18 protein-coding genes are annotated in these 18731 nt (G+C 64.0%); 13 read left to right on the top strand and 5 right to left on the bottom strand.

Annotated features, from left to right (window positions below):
• Positions 1-216 precede the first annotated feature (216 nt).
• From ACYVHK_RS23350 to ACYVHK_RS23330, 5 genes are all read left to right on the top strand, one after another.
• Positions 217-1107, top strand: coding sequence for a DMT family transporter (locus tag ACYVHK_RS23350; protein ID WP_460537209.1), 891 nt, complete (start codon positions 217-219; stop codon positions 1105-1107).
• The gene (locus tag ACYVHK_RS23345) at positions 1104-1859 is read left to right on the top strand and encodes an IclR family transcriptional regulator (RefSeq protein ID WP_460537207.1); all 756 of its coding nucleotides are present in this window, start codon (positions 1104-1106) and stop codon (positions 1857-1859) included. The genes ACYVHK_RS23350 and ACYVHK_RS23345 overlap by 4 nt, the downstream gene beginning before the upstream one ends.
• Positions 1860-1975: 116 nt before the next feature.
• Positions 1976-2509 carry a glutathione peroxidase gene (locus tag ACYVHK_RS23340; protein ID WP_460537205.1) on the top strand — a complete coding sequence of 178 codons (534 nt, stop codon included), beginning with the start codon at positions 1976-1978 and terminating at the stop codon, positions 2507-2509.
• The gene (locus ACYVHK_RS23335) at positions 2506-3492 is read left to right on the top strand and encodes an NAD(P)/FAD-dependent oxidoreductase (RefSeq protein ID WP_460537203.1); all 987 of its coding nucleotides are present in this window, start codon (positions 2506-2508) and stop codon (positions 3490-3492) included. Before ACYVHK_RS23340 ends, ACYVHK_RS23335 begins: the two co-directional genes overlap by 4 nt.
• Before the next feature lie 93 nt (positions 3493-3585).
• Positions 3586-4038, top strand: a complete 453-nt coding sequence (locus ACYVHK_RS23330) for a DUF3429 domain-containing protein (protein ID WP_460537201.1) — start codon at positions 3586-3588, stop codon at positions 4036-4038.
• 7 nt (positions 4039-4045) lie between these two features.
• Here ACYVHK_RS23330 and ACYVHK_RS23325 read toward each other — a convergent pair whose 3' ends face one another.
• The 3 genes from ACYVHK_RS23325 to ACYVHK_RS23315 are packed head-to-tail and all read right to left on the bottom strand — an operon-like array spanning position 4046 to position 6000.
• Positions 4046-4693 carry an FMN-binding negative transcriptional regulator gene (locus ACYVHK_RS23325; RefSeq protein WP_460537199.1) on the bottom strand — a complete coding sequence of 216 codons (648 nt, stop codon included), beginning with the start codon at positions 4691-4693 and terminating at the stop codon, positions 4046-4048.
• Positions 4694-4732: 39 nt separating this feature from the next.
• Entirely contained in the window at positions 4733-5347 is a 615-nt protein-coding gene (locus tag ACYVHK_RS23320) for a pyridoxamine 5'-phosphate oxidase family protein (RefSeq protein ID WP_460537197.1), read from the bottom strand.
• Between the two features lie 35 nt (positions 5348-5382).
• Positions 5383-6000 carry a pyridoxamine 5'-phosphate oxidase family protein gene (locus ACYVHK_RS23315; RefSeq protein ID WP_460537195.1) on the bottom strand — a complete coding sequence of 206 codons (618 nt, stop codon included), beginning with the start codon at positions 5998-6000 and terminating at the stop codon, positions 5383-5385.
• 71 nt (positions 6001-6071) lie between these two features.
• Between ACYVHK_RS23315 and pdxR the strand changes: the two genes are divergently transcribed.
• The 4 genes from pdxR (at position 6072) to ACYVHK_RS23295 (ending at position 11609) form a co-directional block, all read left to right on the top strand.
• On the top strand, positions 6072-7634 hold the full coding sequence (gene pdxR, locus ACYVHK_RS23310) for an aminotransferase-like domain-containing protein (protein WP_460537193.1): 1563 nt from the start codon (positions 6072-6074) through the stop codon (positions 7632-7634).
• Positions 7635-7731: 97 nt separating this feature from the next.
• A complete protein-coding gene (locus tag ACYVHK_RS23305) occupies positions 7732-9291 on the top strand; it encodes a S41 family peptidase (protein WP_460537191.1) in 1560 nt (519 codons plus the stop codon).
• A gap of 93 nt (positions 9292-9384) precedes the next feature.
• The gene (locus ACYVHK_RS23300; protein WP_460537189.1) at positions 9385-11046 is read left to right on the top strand and encodes a M28 family peptidase; all 1662 of its coding nucleotides are present in this window, start codon (positions 9385-9387) and stop codon (positions 11044-11046) included.
• A gap of 29 nt (positions 11047-11075) precedes the next feature.
• A complete protein-coding gene (locus ACYVHK_RS23295; RefSeq protein ID WP_460537187.1) occupies positions 11076-11609 on the top strand; it encodes a cysteine hydrolase family protein in 534 nt (177 codons plus the stop codon).
• Between the two features lie 28 nt (positions 11610-11637).
• Here ACYVHK_RS23295 and ACYVHK_RS23290 read toward each other — a convergent pair whose 3' ends face one another.
• Both ACYVHK_RS23290 and ACYVHK_RS23285 read right to left on the bottom strand, forming a co-directional pair.
• A complete protein-coding gene (locus ACYVHK_RS23290) occupies positions 11638-13083 on the bottom strand; it encodes a protein adenylyltransferase SelO (protein ID WP_460537185.1) in 1446 nt (481 codons plus the stop codon).
• Positions 13080-13688 carry a GNAT family N-acetyltransferase gene (locus ACYVHK_RS23285; RefSeq protein WP_460537183.1) on the bottom strand — a complete coding sequence of 203 codons (609 nt, stop codon included), beginning with the start codon at positions 13686-13688 and terminating at the stop codon, positions 13080-13082. The genes ACYVHK_RS23290 and ACYVHK_RS23285 overlap by 4 nt, the downstream gene beginning before the upstream one ends.
• A 19-nt stretch (positions 13689-13707) precedes the next feature.
• Between ACYVHK_RS23285 and ACYVHK_RS23280 the strand changes: the two genes are divergently transcribed.
• The 4 genes from ACYVHK_RS23280 (at position 13708) to ACYVHK_RS23265 (ending at position 18681) form a co-directional block, all read left to right on the top strand.
• The gene (locus tag ACYVHK_RS23280) at positions 13708-14199 is read left to right on the top strand and encodes an aminoacyl-tRNA deacylase (RefSeq protein WP_460537181.1); all 492 of its coding nucleotides are present in this window, start codon (positions 13708-13710) and stop codon (positions 14197-14199) included.
• Between the two features lie 136 nt (positions 14200-14335).
• Positions 14336-15721: an MFS transporter gene (gene mdtD / locus ACYVHK_RS23275; protein ID WP_460537179.1), complete on the top strand. Its 1386-nt coding sequence runs from the start codon at positions 14336-14338 to the stop codon at positions 15719-15721.
• Positions 15722-15795: 74 nt separating this feature from the next.
• A complete protein-coding gene (locus tag ACYVHK_RS23270; RefSeq protein ID WP_460537177.1) occupies positions 15796-16911 on the top strand; it encodes a ketoacyl-ACP synthase III in 1116 nt (371 codons plus the stop codon).
• A gap of 177 nt (positions 16912-17088) precedes the next feature.
• A complete protein-coding gene (locus tag ACYVHK_RS23265) occupies positions 17089-18681 on the top strand; it encodes an ABC transporter substrate-binding protein (RefSeq protein WP_460537175.1) in 1593 nt (530 codons plus the stop codon).
• Positions 18682-18731: the final 50 nt, after the last annotated feature.

The raw sequence follows: 18731 nt of genomic DNA, 5'->3' as shown, positions 1-18731 counted from the left end.
CTTGCGTGACTGGCCGGACCGACGATCTTCGTATCCGACTTCCTCTTCCGCGGCACCTGGGCGCCGCCGGACCGCGTCATCCGGTTCATGGACGACCAGTCACGCAAGCCACTTGCTTTGTTCCGCAATGCGGAACACAATTTCACAGTGCGAAACAGATTACCCGCCAGTTTGGCTGGTGTAAAGTCGCGCCCCTTCGCTTGAATTGATCCTACGATGCTGATTTCCTTGAAGAACCGCTGGCAAGCGATGTCTGGCAATACCCGCGGGGTATGGCTGGTGATTATTGCCATGCTGTGCTGGGCGGTCATGAATGCCATCAACAAGCAGCTGGGTGGCTATGACCTCAATGCGGAACAGCTGGTATTCCTGCGTGCCAACGTGGTGCTGACACTCCTGCTGCCGCTGGTGCTGTGGAGCCGGGGTCGGGTCATCTTGACCCGTAACCCGCGCCTGCACCTGATACGCGGCTTCTTTATCGCGTCCTCGGCCTATTGCGCAGCCTGGGCGGTGACCCGGCTGCCCCTGGCCGAAACCAACGCCTACCTGATGACGGCCTCGTTGTTCATGCTGCCGTTGGGCGTGTTCCTGCTGGGTGAAAAGGCACACTGGCTGCGCTGGGCTGGCGTGGGCATCGGTTTTCTCGGGGTGCTGGCGATGTTGCGACCAGGTGCCGATGCTTTCCAGCTGGCGGCACTGGTCGCACTGTTGTGCGCGCTGTTCGAGGCTTCGCTCGGCGTCGTGCTCAAGAAGCTGGGCAGCGTGGAGGCCATACCCACCATCATCTGGTGGAGCTATGTCACCAACTGGGTCGTGTTTGGCGTGCTGAGCGGTTTTCATCTGCCTGCCTTGCCGATGTCGGCCTGGTGGCTGTTACCGCTGCTGGGCATCTGCACGCTGGGGATATTCATCTGCTACATCCATGCCTACCGGGCTGGCGATGCCAGCGCAGTGGAGGCGGGCAGCTTCTCCTTGCTGCTGTTCAGCCCGCTGCTGGGCTATCTCTGCTTTGGTGAGATACCGCAGCAGGCTTTCTGGCTGGGCGCGGGCCTCCTGGTTGCCGGTATCGGCCTCGTCATCATCGAACCCAAAGGGCGCGCCGCATGAACGCCGAACACGATAACGACCGCCTGTTCGTGACCGCGCTGGCGCGCGGCCTCGATGTGCTGGCGGCTTTCAAGGCCGGAGACCGGGCCCTGGGCAATACCGAACTGGCCCAGCGCTGCGGTTTGCCGAAGTCCACCGTATCGCGCCTGACCTATACCCTCTGCCAGCTGGGCTACCTGAGCCAGGACGAGGCCGGCAAGTACCACCCTGCGCCCGCAGTGCTGACGCTGGGTTTTGCCGCGCTGGCAGGGCTGGACCTGCGCGAACGGGCACGGGCACCGATGCGGCGCCTGTCAGAGGAAACCGGCCTGTCGGTGACACTCGGGGTCCGACAGGGGACGCGGGTGGTCTACGTGGAAACCTGTCGGGCACCGACGCGGGTGGGGATACGCCTGGAGGTGGGGTCCAGTGTGCCGCTGGCCACCACGGCCATTGGCCGCTCGCTCTATGTCACCCTGGACGAGGCCGAACGCAACCGCCTGGACAGCCTGCTGGCCGATGAGTACGGGCCGCGCTGGCCGGCGCTTCAGGCAAGCCTGCTACAGGTTCTGGCCAGCTACCGCCAGGATGGCTATTGCGCCTCCTTTGGGGAGTTCGAGCCCGATATCCATGCCGTAGCGGTACCGATCGTCGGCAGCCTGCCTGCCATGGCCATCAATTGCAGCGGGCCAGCCTACCGGCTTACCCCGGCACGCTGGGCGCAGGAGATTGCGCCGCAGGTCCTGAAACTGGCACAGGGTCTGTCGGTCTGAGCTGGGCGCGACGCGCACCGGATTGACCGTCGGCAGCTACACTGAAAGTTGTTCGCCCACTTTGCGCCATCCGGCATGGTCCATGCCTTATCGTTTTCCCCCTCGGAGATATCCCCATGCTTCGTCCTGTCCTGATTGCCGCAACCCTGTTGCTGCTGCCTGCGGCCTACGCTGCCGACTGTCCTGCATTGCTGAACCACGAGTTCAAGACCTTGCAGGGCAAGCCGCTCGACCTGTGCGGCATGGCTGGCAAACCCATCCTGGTGGTGAATACCGCCAGCAAGTGCGGCTATACCCCGCAGTTCGAGAAACTCGAGGCCATGTACAAGCAGTACAAGGCGCAGGGACTGACGGTGGTGGGCTTCCCCAGCAACGACTTCAAGCAGGAGCTGGCCAGCAACAAGGAGATCGGCGACTTTTGCAAGCTGACCTACTTCATCGAGTTCCCGATGGCGGAAGCCTCCAGCGTCAAGGGCGAGTCGGCCAATCCGTTCTTCAAGGACCTGGCAAAGGCCAGCGGCCAGGCACCGAAGTGGAATTTCCAGAAATACCTGATCGCACCGGATGGCAAGACGGTCTACCCCTTCTCCACCCCGACCGAGCCTGACGCCCCCGAGGTCATGGCCAAGCTCAAGCCGATGCTCAAATGACCCTCTCCAGCCTGGCCATTGTCGATGTCGCCGTGATCGGCGCTGGCCTGGCCGGGCTGAGCTGCGCCCGTGCCCTGGCCGATGCCGGGCGTGGCGTGGCGATCTTTGACAAGGCGCGTGGCGTGGGTGGACGGATGGCGACCCGTCGCGGCACGCTGGCCAGCTTTGATCATGGTGCGCAGTACTTCACGGCGCGTGACCCGGATTTCGTCAGCGCCGTGGGCGATTGGCAGGCGGCCGGCGTCGTCGGCGGCTGGCAGGGGCGGATACGCGCGTTCGACGGCCTGAATTTTGCGCCGGTCGCCAGCGAACGCCGTTTTGTCGGCCTGCCCGGCATGAGCAGCCTGGGGCGTCACCTGCTGGGCAGCCTGCCCTTCTTTGCCGAGCACAAACTCATGGAGCTGGCCTTCAATGGCAGCGACTGGCGTTTGAAGTTCGACGACGGCGGCCGTTGCCATGCCCGTTGGCTGGTGTTGGCCGTGCCAGCGCCGCAAGCGGCTGCCTTGCTCGGGCCGGACCATCCGCTGCACGAGCAGGTGGCGGCGGTGAGCATGGCGCCCTGCTGGTCGTTGATGCTGCGCTTCGATCATCCGCTGCCGTGCGAGTTCGAGGGCTGCTTTGTGAACACCGGCCCCTTGAGCTGGGTCGCGCGCAATAGCAGCAAGCCGGGGCGGCCATCGGGGGAAGCCTGGGTGTTGCATGCCTGTCCCGAATGGTCGCGCCTGCATGTGAGGGAGTCGCCCGAGTCGGTGGTCGTGGCCTTGCTGTCTGCCTTCTCGCGGATCGCGAATGTCCGGATCGAGCCACCGGAGGTCAATGCCCACCGCTGGCTTTACGCCTTGGCTGACCGGCCCTTGTATGAAGGCTGCCTGCTGCTCGAACACGAACAGCTTGGCCTGGCCGGCGATTGGCTGCATGGTTCCCGGATCGAAGGGGCCTGGCTATCTGGCCGACAACTGGCTCAGCGCCTGTTGGCCTTGTAAGCACCCCGATCAGCGTCAACAATCCAGTGGCAGGCTGATTACGGCCCCTTTGTTCCCACGGCGGGGTCCGATCCTTCTGAAAGCGAGTTACTCATGCGCACTGCACATTCCATTCCTGCCCCGGCGCTTTGGCTGGGCGTGGCTGGCCTGCTGCCCTTCTATGGCTGCCTGCTGGTTGCGGCGCTAGGCTGGGCTCACCATCCGATGATTCCACTCAATGCGATGGCGATCTATGCGGCCCTGGTACTGAGTTTTGTCGGCGCGATCTGGTGGGGGCTGGTTGTGCATGCGCCACCGGGCACGCCGGTGGGACGTTTCTATGCCTTCAGCGTGCTGGCGGCCCTGGTGGGCTGGCTGGCCCTGCTGCTGCCGACCAGCAAGGGACTGGCCTTGCTGATGGCGGGTTTTCTGGCGCAGAACCTGATCGACTACAGCCTCGCGTTCCGCTACCCCAGCCTGTTCCCTCGTTGGCTGTTGCACTTGCGACGCGGCCTCACGGTGGGTGTGGTACTGGCCTTGATCCTGGCCTCAGCTTTATTGCCCTGAACTTTGCTTATCCGGCTTTTTCCGCGAGCGGCCGGGTGCGTTGCATCCAGTCGGCGGTAGCCTGTTCGCGTGGTGCGCCGCTGGCTGCCAGGCCGACAAGCGTGCCGGCGTAGTCGGGCAGGGGCCGGTTCTGGCTCAGCTTGAATTTCCCCATCAGGCTGTCCAGCGGAATCTCGATGCCGACGATGGCCCGGTACAGCTGTGCCAGGTAGTCAGCCGGGGCATGGTCGATGTGCCAGGGTTCTGCCTGGCCAGCCTCGAAACGGCGGGTCAGCGTGTCCAGGATGGCATGCAACTGTTCTGGTTCGCGAAAGAGGTTCAGCTTGCCACGGCCTTCCACCAGCGCGTAGTTCCAGGTCGGGACGACCTTGCCATGTGCCTGTTTGGAGGGATACCAGCCCGGCGAGATGTAGGCATCCGGGCCGTGAAACTGCACCGTGGCCTCCTGGCCTGCCAGCGCCAGCAAGGGGTTGGCGGCGGCGACATGGCCGATCAGGGTACCGTGCGGGCCCCGGCTCGGGTCGAGCAGCAAGGGGACCGGATTGGCCTCTATCCCGGACGGGCCGATCATCATCACGGTAGCCAGCGGAAAGTCGTGAATCAGCGCTTGCAACAGCTCGGTGCGCTGCTCGCTGAAGTGGGCGGGCTGGTACATGGGCTTAGGCACTCCTGCGCCTGGTGGGCGATGAGGGTTTCATGTTGCCATGGCCGGGTCGGGGATGGGGGCGCCAAAGCGGGTTTCGATAGGACGTACACCGGCCCAGACAGGTATGGCCATGTCGGCCTCGTCGTCCTTGGGCGGGCCGGTGCGTATCTTGGCGACGGCCTCGACGATATCCAGCGCCAGTACGGTCGTGGCGGCGAATTCGCTGGCGTCCGGCATGCGGACCGCTTCACGCCGTCCGGGCGCGATCTTGTCCATGAAAGCGTCCAGCGATTGCCACTTCTCGGCATCGTCCGCGACGACCCGGAACTGACCGTACACCATGGCAGAGCGATAGTTCATGGAGTGGTGGAAGGCCGAGCGCGCGAGCACGAGGCCGTCCACCTGCGCGATACAGACACAAGCTGCCGCGCCACTCGCCAGCGCCTTGAGCAGGCGACTGCCGTTGCTGCCATGGATATACAGCGTGTCCTCGATACGCCAATGCGCTGTGGGCAGGCAGTGAGCCTGGCCATCCACCGCAAAGGCGACCTGGCAGATCCAGCCGGCGTCGATGATGGCCTGTACGGTGGCGCGGTCATAGTTGGCCCGCGCGGCCATGCGGCGTACACGGGTCAACTCTGTCTGGGCGTAGCGGGTATCCATGGCGTAGCTCCGGTCGGTATGGGGCGCCGGCCTGATCAGGCGGGCACGGGTTCGGCGTGATGCTGTATGGGGGTGCCAAAGCGGGTTTCGATGGGCCATTCCCCTGCCCAGACATCGATGCCCAGATCGGCTTCGTCATCCTCTGGCGGGCCGGTGCGGATCTTGGCGACAGCCTGCACGATCTCCAGTGCGAGCACGGTCGTGGCGGCAAACTCGTTGGCATCGGCCCCGCGCACCTGATGGCGTCGGCCAGGCTCGATCTTGTCCATGAAGGTATCGAGCGACTGCCACTTCTCGGCGTCGTCATTCACCACCCGGAACTGGCCATAGATCATGACCGAGCGATAGTTCATGGAATGGTTGAACGCCGAGCGGGCCAGGACCAAGCCGTCCACATGGGCGATGCAGACGCAGGCGGCAGCGCCGTTGGCCAGTGCCTTGAGCAGGCGGCTGCCGTTGCTGCCGTGGATGTAGAGGGTGTCGCCGACACGCCAGTGGGCGGTGGGCAGGCAGTGGGCCTGGCCGTCCACGGCAAAGGCGATCTGGCAGATCCAGCCGGCATCGATGATGGCCTGCACCGTGGGCCGGTCATAGTTGGCATAGTTGGCGATCCGGCGGATGCGGGTCAGGTCGGTCTGTGAGTAGCTGTCCATGGTGCAGTAAACGGTTGACTGTGAAAGAAGGCTAAGCGTAAATCACGGGCAGTCCCATTGATGGTGCCGATATGAGCAAGATTGAAGGAACCAATTTCGTGGCCTTGCAGGAGTATCTGCAGCGGCAGCTGGATCGTGCCGCAACGGAGCCGATCAATCGCCAGCTCTATCGAGCCTTGCGCTCGGCCATCCTGCAAGGGCGCCTGACGCATGGACGAGCGCTGCCACCCAGCCGTACCTTGGCGACGGAGCTGGCCGTGGCTCGCAATACCGTGCTGCATGCCTACGAGCAGCTGTGCGCCGAGGGTTATTGCGTCAGCCGCAGCGGGGCGGGCACCTTCGTCGCCGGCAAGCTGCCGGACCCATGTCCCTTGCCTGTGGTGCCGGATGGGCAGGGTGAAGCCTCGCCGGGCCTGTCTGCCCGAGGCCGGCAACTGTTGGGCAAGGAGACGCGTCGCCTGACCGTGTCGGGTAACGCCTTTGTCCCTGGCCAACCGGATCTGGCGGCGTTTCCCTGGCATATCTGGCACAAGTTGCTGCTGGCGCGGCAACGGCGGGCCAGCCCGGATGACTACGACTATCGCAACGAAGGCGGTCATGCTGCGCTCAAGGCCGCGCTGGCCGATTATCTGCGCCTGTCGCGCGGCGTGAACTGCCTGCCGGACCAGATACTGATCACCGGCGGCATGCAGCAAAGCCTGGGCCTGATTGCCCAGACGCTGGCCGACCCTGGCGATGTGGCGTGGATCGAGGAGCCCGGCTACCTGGGGGCGCGGCGGGCCTGGCAGGCTGCGAGCCTGGCGATCCACGGCGTACCACTTGATGAAGAGGGGCTGGCCTGGCAGGGATGCCCGCTACCGTCGCCACGACTGATCTATGTCACGCCCTCCCATCAATACCCGCTGGGGCATGTGCTGAGCCTGGCACGGCGGCAGGCCTTGCTGCAGGAGGCGGCCCAGCATGGCGCATGGGTGGTGGAGGATGACTACGACAGCGAGTTCCGGCACCGGGGCCGGCCGCTCGCTGCCATGCAGGGCCTGGACAGCGTGGGCAGGGTCATCTACCTCGGCACCTTCAGCAAGGTCATGTTTCCGGCGCTGCGGCTGGGTTATCTGGTCGCACCCATGAAACTGGTCGATCCGCTGCGGCGGCTGCAGGCCCGGCTGTATCGGGAGAGCGACTACATCACCCAGGCCGCACTGGCCGATTTCATCACGCTGGGGCACTTTGGCAGCCATCTGCGCCGTATGCGTGGCATCTACGCCCGTCGACAGGCCAAGCTGCGTGACACGCTGGCCGAGCAACTGGGCGATGCTCTGCCGCTACTGGGTGGAGAGGCCGGCATGCATGTGACCGCACGACTACCGGACGGTAGCGACGACGAGGCCATCAGCCGGGCGCTGGCCTTGCGGGGCCTGGTGGCGGCGCCACTGAGCAACTACTGCGGCAGCGCTCCGCCTTTCCCCGGCCTGGTGCTGGGCTACGCCGGCCTGGATGATGCCGCGGTGCGATTGGCGGCGGTACAACTGGCGCGCGCCTTGCTGGAGCTCGGGGTGTTGTCGCGATCAGGCGACGCTAGCCCGGCGGTCTTGCCACACCCACCGACGTCGCGGCAGAAAACAGTTGCCCACTAGCGCGTTTCTTCTCTAGCCTCGCCCGCTTTGCTGCTGGAACTGGTCTTGTGTCAGCGTGCGACGCAGTGAGTCTGGTGGCGGGTCTCAGGAGGAAGTAATGCATACGGAAAATCACAAACGACGCTCCATGCAGGGCGCGAATACGATGCCGCTGGGTCGGCTATTTGGTGGCTGCGCACTGGCTACCATGCTGGCTGCCTGCGGTGGTGGCGGAGGCGGCACGACCGGTTCCGGCACGGGCACCGGTACGACACCTCCGGTCAGCAGCGTGCGGGCGCAGACCTGCTCACCCAACAACCCGTATCGGCAGGATGCCCTGGCCGCGACCTCGGTTGGCACCCTCAACGACGAAAAGCGCTGGTTACAGGACTATTTTGACCGGCAGTACCTCTGGTACCGGGAGGTGCCCGTCGTTAACGCCGATGCCAGCGCCTACAGCGATGACCGCCAGGTCTACAACTCGCTCGACAACTATTTCGAGGCGCTGAAAACCCCTGCCCTGACTGCGTCGGGCAAGCGACGTGACGCGTTCAGCTTTACCTACCCGACCCGCGACTGGAATGCGCTGTCGCAGTCCGGCACCTCGCTGGGCTACGGGATCGAGTGGTATCTCAGCGCGAGCAAGCCGCCACGCGGCATCCGGGTGGCTTATGTGGAGCCCGCCTCGCCGGCGGCTCAGGCGGGTGTGCAGCGGGGTGACATGTTGATCAGCGCCGACGGCATCGCTGCCGATGCTGCGGCTGCCAGCGATGTGGCCGCGCTGAATGCAGCCATGTACCCCAGCGGCGGTAACCACGGCTTCGTGCTGAGCCGAGCCGGAAACGTCCTGCCGGCCATCAACCTGCTTGCCAGCAAGGTGGTGCGACAGCCTGTGCTGGTGAGCAAGTCGGTCGACGTCGCCGGACAGAAGGTCGGCTATATCGCCTTCAACGACCATATCGCACCGGCCGAGCAGCAACTGATCAATGCGGTGACCCAACTGAAGGCGGACAAGATTACCGACCTGGTGCTGGACCTGCGCTACAACGGCGGTGGCTACCTGTACATCGCCAACGAGCTGTCCTACATGATCGCCGGCCCCGGCCGCGTCGGTGGCAAGGTGTTTGAAACGCTGCAGTACAACGACAAGCGCACCACCGATACCGCCCGCTCGCGTAGCCTGTTCTCGAACGTGGATTGCCAGCTCAATGCATCGTCCAACTGCACATCCAGCAAGCCGCTACCCAGCCTGGACCTGCCGCGCGTCTATATCCTGACCTCGGCCTCCACCTGTTCTGCCAGTGAATCCATCATCAATGGCTTGCGTGGCGCGGATGTAGAGGTGCAACTGATCGGCAGTACGACCTGTGGCAAGCCTTATGGCTTCGTCGCCAAGGACAACTGCGGTATTTCGTACTTCCCGATCGAGTTCGTGGGCAGCAATGCCAAGGGTTTTGGCGACTATGCCGACGGCTTTGCCCCTACCTGTGCGGCCAAGGATGATTTCAACCTGCCGCTGGGTGACGTCAGCGAAGGCCTGTTTGCCGCGGCGCTGTACAAGCGTAGCCAGGGTAGCTGTCGCCCGGCTACGGCGGCCATGCAGCAAGGTGGCGTGACGGCCGGGGAAGGCTTCCTGTTGCGGCCGCCAGTACGGGAGAACCGTATCGTCCTGCCCTGAAGCGTCAGACCTGCAGCATCCCGGGAACCGTTACGGTGACGGCTCTCGCCACCACAGTCCGACCGCCTGGCGGTCGGTTGCCCAAGGAATTCCATGTCCCACCCCGTTTTACGCTGTAGCGTCGTCCTGCTCTTGCTGCCAGCCCTGCAGGCATGGGCTGCCGGCCCCCAGACGCCGATCCGACCCGAAGCCTTGCTGGCCTATACCCAGGTGCTGAGTTCGGATGCCTTCGAAGGTCGGGCGCCCGGGACGGCTGGGGAAACCGCGACGGTCAACTACCTGACCGAGCAGTTCAAGGCGCTGGGACTGGAGCCGGGCAATCCGGATGGCAGCTATGTACAGAAGGTACCGCTGGCCGGCATCAGCACCAGGACGTCGCTTAGCCTGGGCGGCTGTGGCAAGAGCCTGCAGCTTAGGGAGCCGGTGGACTATGTCGCCGGCAGCACCCAACTGAAAGACAAGGTGGCAACGGCGGACAGCGAGCTGGTGTTTGTCGGTTACGGCATCGACGCGCCGGAATACGGCTGGGATGACTACAAGGGCGTCGACGTGCGTGGCAAGACCTTGCTGATGCTGATCGGCGACCCGCCGATCCCTGACCCCAAACGGCCCGGCAAGCTGGATGCCAGGCAGTTCAAGGGGCCGGCGATGACCTACTACGGCCGCTGGACCTACAAATACGAGGTCGCCGCGGCCAAGGGGGCGGCCGGCGCCATCATCATCCATGAGACGGCGCCGGCAGGTTACGGCTGGTTCGTGGTCATGAATGGCTGGAACCGTGAGCGCTATGTGGTGCGCAGCGCAGATGGCAATGCCGGCGAGCTGGCGGTGCGTTCCTGGTTGCGGCTGGATCATGCCCAGTCCCTGCTCAAGGGCTGTGGCCAGGATTTCGATGCGCTGAAACTGGCCGCATTACGACGGGATTTCCGGCCGATCGTGCTGGGCGGACAGGCGAGCTTCACGCTGGAGCAGACGCTGCGCGAGCTGGAGTCGCAGAATGTGGTGGCCAAGCTGGGCGGCAATGATCCCCAGCGCAAGGACGAGTGGCTGGTCTATAGCGCGCACTGGGATCACCTGGGCCGTAGTGGCGACCAGATCTACCACGGTGCGGCCGACAACGCGCTCGGCGTGGCCGGTCTGCTGGAGTTGGCGCGGGCCTATCAGGATGCCGCCAAGGCGGGCAAGCGGCCTGGCCGCAGCCTGCTGTTCCTGGCGCCGACGGCGGAAGAGTCCGGCCTGCTGGGTGCTCGCTACTACGTCCAGCACCCCCTGTATCCCCTCGCGCAGACGGTGGCGGATATCAATATGGATATCGTGAACAGCTTTGGGCCGACCCGGGATATCGGCGTGGTCGGGCTGGGTCAGTCGGACATGGACGACAGGCTGCGCCGGGCCGCAGCACCCTGGCGGCGCAAGGTCGTGGAAGAAGCGGCACCGCAGAACGGTATGTACTACCGGGCGGATCACTTCGAGTTCGCCCGGGTGGGCATACCGGTGCTGTATACCAATGCGGGTGTCGACTATATCGGCAAGCCGGCGGCCTTTGGCAAGCAGAAGGCCGAGGCCTATATCGCCAACGACTATCACAAGCCGTCCGACGTGGTGAAGCCGGACTGGGACCTGCGCGGCGCCGCCCAGGATCTCGGGCTGCTGTACCAGGTCGGTCGTGAGCTGGTGGATGGCAAGGATTACCCGCGCTTTGCCGGGGATTCCGAATTCAAGGCCAGGCAAGACGCGCTGAAACAAGGCCGGTAGGCCTGGGCTACCAAAAGGAGAGAGCAAGCATGAAATCAGCCCTGCTGATCATCGACGTACAACGTGGCCTGTTTGACGAGACGCCGCGTCCGGAGGAGGCCGATGCGGTCATCGCCCGCATCAACGACATGGCCAGTCGCGCCCGTGCGGCCGGCCAGCCGGTGATCCATATCCTGCACGAACGGCCGGAAAGCCGACTGGCTTATGGCTCCGAGGGTTGGCAGCTGGAGCGCCAGTTACAGGTTGCGCCTGACGACCATCAGGTGCGCAAGACCACGCCGGATTCCTTCCTGAGGACCGAGTTGGCTGCGCTGCTGGAGCGGGAAGGCGTGAAGCAACTGGTGGTCTGCGGCTACGCGAGCGAGTTCTGTGTCGATACGACGACTCGCCGGGCGGCGGCGCTTGGTTACCCGGTGCAACTGGCGATGGATGCCCATACCACCCATGACAAGGCCCATGCCACGGCGGCGCAGATCCGGGCGCATCACAATGCGACCCTGCCCGACCTCACCAGCTTCGGGCCGGTGATCCGCGCCTTGCCGGCTGCCGAGGTCGTGTTCTGATCGTCGAGCCGCTGTGCGTCGGGCTTGCCTAGGATGAACAGCTGACGGACAGGTCGTTGGCCCAGTCCGGCGGCAGGCCGGCATAGCTGTCGAAGCCCGGCTGCTCGTCGTAGGGCTGCGCCAGCAGGGCCTGCAGCCGACCGATCTCGTTGAAGTCACCACCGTTGGCGGCGCGGATGGCGTTCTCGGCCAAGTGGTTGCGCAGGATGTACTTGGGGTTGACCCGGCGCATGGCGGCCTGCCGCTCGGCATCCACGCTGCCTTCCTGCGCCAGGCGGGCCTTGTAGTCCCAGCTCCAGCCATCGAAGGCGGCGCGATCGGTGAACAGGTCGCGCACGGCTTCGTTGAGGGCGCCTGGGCTGCTGTCGAAATCGCTCAGCTTGCGCCAGAAGATGGTCCAATCGGTGCGGCCGGCCTGCAGCAGATCGAACAGGCGGGTCAGCAATTGCCAGTCGTCCGCCTGGCTTTGCCGCAGGCCGAGCTTGGCGCTGAAGCGCTCGGTCAGGGCTTCCTCGAACAGCGGCTGGTAGCGTTTCAGGGCGCCGATGGCGGCATCGCGGTTCAATAGGGGCAGCAGGGCCTGCGCCAGGCAGTGCAGGTTCCAGAGACCGATCTCCGGCTGTTCGCCATAGGCATAGCGCCCGGCGTGATCGGAGTGGTTGCAGATGTGGCCCGCGTCGAAACCGTCGAGAAAGCCGAACGGGCCGTAGTCCAGCGTCAGCCCGAGCAGCGACATATTGTCCGAGTTCATGACCCCATGGCAGAAGCCCACCGCCTGCCAGTCTGCGATCAGGCTCGCGGACCGGGCGATCACTTCTTCCAGCATGGCCTGATAGGGATTGTCGGCGCCGAGACTGGCCGGGAAGTAGTGCTTGATGGCGAAGTCGGCAAGCAGCCTGAGCGAAGCGTGATCGTTCTGGTAGAAGAAATGCTCGAAATGGCCAAAACGCAGGAAGCTGGGCGCGACGCGGGTGACGACGGCGGCGGTCTCGCGCGTTTCACGCCAGATAGGCTGCGGGCTGGCGAGCAGCGCCAGGGCCCGCGTGGTGGGAATACCCAGGCCGTGCATGGCCTCCGAGCACAGGTATTCACGGATGCTGGAGCGCAGTACCGCCCGACCATCGCCGCGGCGTGAGTAGGGTGTGGGGCCGGCCCCCTTGAGCTGGATCTCCTGTCCCTTCAGCTCACCCAGCAGCAGGGCCCGGCCGTCGCCGAGCTGGCCGGCCCAGACACCAAACTGGTGGCCGGAATAGACGGTCGCGATGCTGGCGGGCGATGCCGGCGCCTGATTGCCGGCGAGGATGGCCAGCAAGTTTGTGTCCGGCTCGGCAGGCAGGCCCAGCGTGGCGGCGAGGTCGCCGTTCCAGGCGGCGAGCACGACGTCGGGCAGCGGGCTGGCGCTGACCTGGCTGTAGAACTGCTCGCCCAGTTGCTGGAAGCCGGCAGAAAATTGCGTGGTGGGCATTAGGCTCATTCCGTCCTGAAACGTGGTTGTTGTCGCCATTCCTCGGCCAGGATCGCGAATTGCAGGTCATCGGCCCAACCGCCCTTGAACCACAGGCTTTGCCGGCTGTGTCCTTCCTGGCGCATGCCAAGTCGGGTCAGTAGTCGGGCCGAGGGGCGGTTGGCGGGGTCGCAACTGGCGTACAGCCGGTGCAGGCCATGCCTCTCGAAGAGCCAGTCGAACAAGGCACTGAAGGCCTCCCGCGCATAGCCCCGGCCCTGGTGCCCGGTGGCCAGGGTGATGCCGAGTTCGCCTTGCCGTCCGTCCTTGCTCAGGTAGACCGCACAATCACCGAGCAGGGTGTCGTCGCTGCGCAGGGCGATGGCGATCTGCCGCCATTCCCCGGCCAGGAAAGGGCGGCCGGCATCGCACGCGGTGAACAGGGCTTCGGCCGCCGTCTGCGGATAGGGCGGCGAGAAACTCTGCCAGTGCGCCACCTCCGGATCGTTCCGGTAGGCGGTGAAGGTAGCAAGGTCGCGTTCGGCCAGCGGCCGGAGGCGCAGGCGGTCGGTTTCGATCAGCATAGGTTCCGGGGATGGCGCCCGCAGCGCCTTATGGCCAGAATATTGGGTCATCGTCCTACAATTCCAGACCATGAGCCAGGATAAAGCCCCCGTTACCCAAGCCGTCCGTGTATTGCGCCAGTACAAGGTGGCGTTTACCGAGCACCTGTACGAATACATCGAGAAAGGCGGCACGGCCGAATCCAGTCGCCAGCTCGGCGTCCCGGAGCACGCCGTGATCAAGACCCTGGTCATGGAAGACGAGGCGAAGAAGCCATTGATCGTGCTGATGCATGGTGATTGCGAAACCTCTACCCGCAACCTCGCCCGGCAGACCGGCCGCAAGCATGTCGAGCCCTGCGCGGCCGAGATCGCCAACAAGCATACCGGCTACCTGGTAGGCGGTACCTCGCCGCTGGGGACAAAAAGGCCGATTCCGGTCTATATCGAACGCAGCATCCTCGAACTGGAACGTATCTATCTCAATGGCGGCAAGCGCGGTTTTCTGGTCGGGCTCGATCCCAAGGCGCTGCTGCCCATCCTCAACCCCACTCCGGTCGACGTCGCCAACCCGCATGAATAGCGGGCGGTTCGCCTGGAAGGCGCCGTTGCATTTGCGACATATTTTTGCTCGTGTCTGCGCGTAGACTGCGGTGACCTTCTTCCTGAGTGGAAGAGGCGGGCCAGTGCACTGACAAATCGAGTTTCGGAACCGCTCTATGAATAACCCAGACCACAACCGACCGCTGCTCTGGCTGGTGGCGCTGGGCTTTTTCATGCAGGCGCTGGACGCCACCATCCTCAATACGGCGTTGCCCAGCATCGCCGCGAGCCTGGGTGAGAGCCCGCTGCGGATGGAGTCGGTGATCATCAGCTATATGCTGACCGTGGCGCTGTTGATGCCGGCCTCGGGCTGGCTGGCGGACCGTTTCGGTACACGGCGCGTCTATATGGCGGCGATCGGCCTGTTTGCACTGGGCTCCCTGCTGTGCGCGGAATCCCAGACCCTTTGGCAACTGGTCGCGGCCCGGGTGGTACAGGGACTGGGCGGCGCCTTGCTGATGCCGGTGGGGCGGCTCGCCGTGCTGCGGGTCTTCCCCGGTGCGCAACTGGTGGCGGCGCTGAGCTTCGTGACCATGCCAGGCCTGCTCGGGCCCTTGATCGGTCCGTTGACCGGGGGCTGGCTGGTGGAGGTGGCCTCCTGGCACTGGATCTTCCTGGTCAATCTGCCCATCGGTGTGATCGGGGTGTGGGCCGTGCGGCGCTACATGCCGGACTTCATCAACCTGGAGCGACCACCGTTCGACTTCACCGGCTTCCTGCTGCTCGGCGGCGGCATGGTCATGCTGTCGCTGGGCCTGCAAGGGCTGGGCGAGCTCGGCTTTGCCCGTGCCAACGCCACCTTGCTGCTGGTGGCGGGGCTGACCGCCACGGTGGCCTACTGGCTGCATGCGGCGAGAGCCAGGGCACCACTGTTCGAACTCAGCCTGTTCAAGACCCGCAGCTATGCGGTGGGTCTGCTTGGCAATCTGTTCGCCCGGCTTGGCAGCGGTGCCATGCCCTTCCTGCTGCCGTTGATGCTGCAGCTGGGCTTGGGTTACAGCCCCCTGCAGGCGGGTCTTGCCATGATGCCGGTAGCGCTGGCGGCCATCGCCATGAAGACCGTGGTCGAGAAGATCCTGGCCCGTTATGGCTATCGGCGGGTACTGGTGATCAACACCGTGCTGGTTGGCCTGCTGATTGCGAGCTTCGCGCTGTTCTGGAAAGGCATGCCGACCTGGTGGCTGCTGGTGCAACTGGCCTTGTTCGGCGCCGCCAACTCGATGCAGTTCACCGCCATGAATACCCTGACACTGAAGGATCTCAGCGGGCGGGACGCCAGTGCCGGCAATAGCCTTCTGTCCATGACCATGCAGTTGTCGATCAGCCTGGGGGTCGCATTTGCGGCCGCCTTGCTGTCGTCCTTCGGCAAATACTTTGCTGAGGGTGAGCTATTGTGGGTGTTCCGCTCGACCTTCGTCTGCGTGGGCATACTGGGGGCGATGGCGGCGGCGATCTTCGCCCAGATCGATCCGCCGACCGGCGGCGAGCAGCTTGTGAAATAGGGTGATCTGCTATCATCCGCCCACTCTACCGCTTGCTCGAATGCGGAATTTCCTTTTAAGTCAAAGGTTTAGTCATGCATCAAGCCGTTATCACCGGCACCGGCCTGTATACGCCGCCCCAAGCGATCAGTAATGAAGAGCTGGTCGCCAGCTTCAATCAATATGCCCAGCGCTGGAACGCCGCGAATGCCGAGCGCATCGCCAGCGGCGAATTGACCGCCATGGCCGACAGCTCGGTCGAATTTATCGAAAAAGCGTCCGGTATCAAGCAGCGCTACGTGGTGGACAAGGAAGGGATACTGGACCCGGAACGGATGTGTCCGCGTATCGAACCGCGTGGCAACGAGGCCTTGTCGATCATGGCCGAGATGGCGGTTGCCGCTGCGCGCGATGCGCTGCAGCGCGCCGGCCGTTCGGTGGACGAGATCGATGGCGTGATCTGTGCCGCCAGCAATATGCAGCGCGCCTATCCTGCCATGGCGATCGAAGTGCAGCAGGCCCTGGGCATCCAGGGTTGGGCCTTCGACATGAACGTAGCCTGCTCCAGCGCGACCTTCGGGATCGAGCAGGCAGCCAATGCGGTCAAGCTCGGTAACGCTCGCGCAGTACTGATGGTGAACCCGGAAATCTGTTCGGCCCACCTCGAATGGCGCGACCGCGACTGCCATTTCATCTTTGGCGACGTGGCGACGGCGGTCGTGGTGGAACGCGCGGACCTGGCCAAGGTCAGCGGCTACGAGGTGCTGGGCACCCGGCTCGCGACGGTGTTCTCCAACAATATCCGCAACAATGCGGGTTTCCTGAACCGGGCCGAGGACAAGACCGGCGACCTGCGCGACAAGCTGTTCGTGCAGGAGGGACGCAAGGTATTCAAGGAGGTTTGCCCCATGGTGGCCGAGCATATCGCCAGCCATCTGGGCAGCCTCGAACTGCAGCCCACCGACGTGAAGCGCTACTGGCTGCACCAGGCCAACCTGAGCATGAACCAGTTGATCGCCAAGCGGCTGCTGGAGCGCGAAGCCACGCTGGAAGAGGCCCCGGTGATCCTGGATCGTTACGCCAATACCTCGAGCGCCGGCTCCATCATCGCCTTCCATCTGCATGGCGAGCTGGCTCAGGGTGAGCTGGGGGTCATCTCCAGTTTCGGCGCGGGTTATTCGGTCGGCAGCGTCGTCCTGCGCAAGCGTTGACCGTTTGGTCGCAAGGCATGGACAAGGCCACCCTCGGGTGGCCTTGTTGCATTCATGCCGGTCTTTTCCACAAACGCGACATGCGCGCCTGGAAGGCTTTCCTTGCATCGCGGCTCGCGCCAGAATGCGCCGCGTACTGATCCCCATTCCCATGCGGTGCTAACAAGGAACGACCCCATGTTGCGTAAAACGCTCTCCTGCGCGGCTATCGCCGGCGCATTTGCCTTTGCGGCAGCCTCTACCCAGGCCGCCACGACGCTCAAGTATTGCTCGGAAGGCAGCCCGGCCGGCTTCGACCCTGGCCAGCTAACTGCCGGTACCGATTTCGACGCGTCCTCCCAGCCGGTGTTCAACCGCCTGGTCGAGTTCGAGCGTGGCGCGACGGCCGTGGTACCGGGCCTGGCCGAGCGCTGGGAGATCAGCCCGGATGGGCTCAGCTACACTTTCTTCCTGCGCAAGGGCGTGAAGTTCCACAGCAACGAGAGCTTTAAGCCCAGCCGTGACTTCAATGCCGACGACGTGGTGTTCACCTTCGAGCGCATGGGCAACAAGGAGCACCCGTACCGCAAGGCCTATCCGGCCGAGTTTCCGTTCTTTACCAGCATGGGCCTGGAGAGCAACCTGCTGAAGGTCGAGGCGGTGAATCCGCTGACCGTGAAGTTCACGCTCAAGAATGTTGATGCCGCCCTGCTGGCCGACTTGGCGATGGGCTTTGCGTCCATTCATTCGGCCGAGTACGCCGACTTCCTACTCAAGGCCGGCAAGCCGGCACAGATCGCCAGCGCACCGATCGGGACCGGGCCTTTCGTGCTCAAGAGCTACCAGAAGGACGCGATCATCCGTTACTCGGCCAACAAGGATTACTGGAACAAGGCCGAGACCAAACTCGACAACCTGATCTTCGCCATCACCACCGACAGCGCGGTGCGGGTGCAGAAGCTCAAGGCCGGTGAGTGCGATATCGCCTTCCAGCCCAAGCCGGCCGACCTGGTGTCGCTCAAGGATGACCCGAAGATCCAGATCAAGTCGCAGGCAGGCTTCAACCTCGGCTACGTGGCCTTCAATGTGACCCGCAAGCCGATGGACAAGCTGGAAGTGCGCCAGGCGCTCGACATGGCGATTAACAAGAAGGCCATCCTTGAAGCGGTCTACCAGGGCACCGGCCTCGCGGCCAGCAACCCCATGCCGCCCACCCAGTGGTCCTATCACAAGGGCCTGAAGGACCCAGCCTACAACCCGGTCCAGGCCAAGGCGCTACTGGCCAAGGCAGGCGTCAGCAATATGGAAGTCAACCTCTGGGCCATGCCGGTACAGCGTCCTTACAACCCGAATGCCAAGCTGATGGCCGAGATGATCCAGGCGGATTGGGCCAAAGTAGGTGTCAAGGCCACCATCGTGACCTATGAGTGGGGTGAGTACCTCAAGCGGGCCAAGAAGGGCGAGGTCGATACCGGCATGTTCGGCTGGACCGGCGACAATGGCGATCCGGACAACTGGCTAAACCAACTGACCTGCGATGCAGTCGGTGCCGGCAACTACGCGCAGTGGTGCAACAAGGGCTTTGATGAGCTGATCGCCAAGGGCAAGCGCACCACTGACGTGAAGAAACGGACCGAGACCTATGTGAAGGCTCAGGAACTGTTCAAGAAGGAAATGCCCTGGAGCACTATCGCGCACTCGGTGGTGAGCGTGCCGATGTCGAAGAAGGTGCAGGACTTCAAGATCAGCCCGTTCGGCCGGATGTCCTTCTCCGGCGTATCGGTGAAGTAAGCTCGGCGGTAGTGGTAAAGAAGGGCGAGCCCGGTGCTCGCCTTTTTTCA

This window comes from Chitinimonas naiadis (genome assembly GCF_054780835.1).
The sequence above is the reverse complement of the archived record's forward strand: the minus strand, read 5'-3'. Positions and strand labels throughout refer to the sequence as shown.

Bases quoted from the DNA above. Each gene is read 5' to 3' on its own strand.
- ACYVHK_RS23350 (WP_460537209.1), top strand. From the start codon at position 217: ATGCTGATTTCCTTGAAGAACCGCTGGCAAGCGATGTCTGGCAATACC.
- ACYVHK_RS23345 (WP_460537207.1), top strand. From the start codon at position 1,104: ATGAACGCCGAACACGATAACGACCGCCTGTTCGTGACCGCGCTGGCG.
- ACYVHK_RS23340 (WP_460537205.1), top strand. From the start codon at position 1,976: ATGCTTCGTCCTGTCCTGATTGCCGCAACCCTGTTGCTGCTGCCTGCG.
- ACYVHK_RS23335 (WP_460537203.1), top strand. From the start codon at position 2,506: ATGACCCTCTCCAGCCTGGCCATTGTCGATGTCGCCGTGATCGGCGCT.
- ACYVHK_RS23330 (WP_460537201.1), top strand. From the start codon at position 3,586: ATGCGCACTGCACATTCCATTCCTGCCCCGGCGCTTTGGCTGGGCGTG.
- ACYVHK_RS23325 (WP_460537199.1), bottom strand. From the start codon at position 4,693: ATGTACCAGCCCGCCCACTTCAGCGAGCAGCGCACCGAGCTGTTGCAA.
- ACYVHK_RS23320 (WP_460537197.1), bottom strand. From the start codon at position 5,347: ATGGATACCCGCTACGCCCAGACAGAGTTGACCCGTGTACGCCGCATG.
- ACYVHK_RS23315 (WP_460537195.1), bottom strand. From the start codon at position 6,000: ATGGACAGCTACTCACAGACCGACCTGACCCGCATCCGCCGGATCGCC.
- pdxR (WP_460537193.1), top strand. From the start codon at position 6,072: ATGAGCAAGATTGAAGGAACCAATTTCGTGGCCTTGCAGGAGTATCTG.
- ACYVHK_RS23305 (WP_460537191.1), top strand. From the start codon at position 7,732: ATGCATACGGAAAATCACAAACGACGCTCCATGCAGGGCGCGAATACG.
- ACYVHK_RS23300 (WP_460537189.1), top strand. From the start codon at position 9,385: ATGTCCCACCCCGTTTTACGCTGTAGCGTCGTCCTGCTCTTGCTGCCA.
- ACYVHK_RS23295 (WP_460537187.1), top strand. From the start codon at position 11,076: ATGAAATCAGCCCTGCTGATCATCGACGTACAACGTGGCCTGTTTGAC.
- ACYVHK_RS23290 (WP_460537185.1), bottom strand. From the start codon at position 13,083: ATGAGCCTAATGCCCACCACGCAATTTTCTGCCGGCTTCCAGCAACTG.
- ACYVHK_RS23285 (WP_460537183.1), bottom strand. From the start codon at position 13,688: ATGACCCAATATTCTGGCCATAAGGCGCTGCGGGCGCCATCCCCGGAA.
- ACYVHK_RS23280 (WP_460537181.1), top strand. From the start codon at position 13,708: ATGAGCCAGGATAAAGCCCCCGTTACCCAAGCCGTCCGTGTATTGCGC.
- mdtD (WP_460537179.1), top strand. From the start codon at position 14,336: ATGAATAACCCAGACCACAACCGACCGCTGCTCTGGCTGGTGGCGCTG.
- ACYVHK_RS23270 (WP_460537177.1), top strand. From the start codon at position 15,796: ATGCATCAAGCCGTTATCACCGGCACCGGCCTGTATACGCCGCCCCAA.
- ACYVHK_RS23265 (WP_460537175.1), top strand. From the start codon at position 17,089: ATGTTGCGTAAAACGCTCTCCTGCGCGGCTATCGCCGGCGCATTTGCC.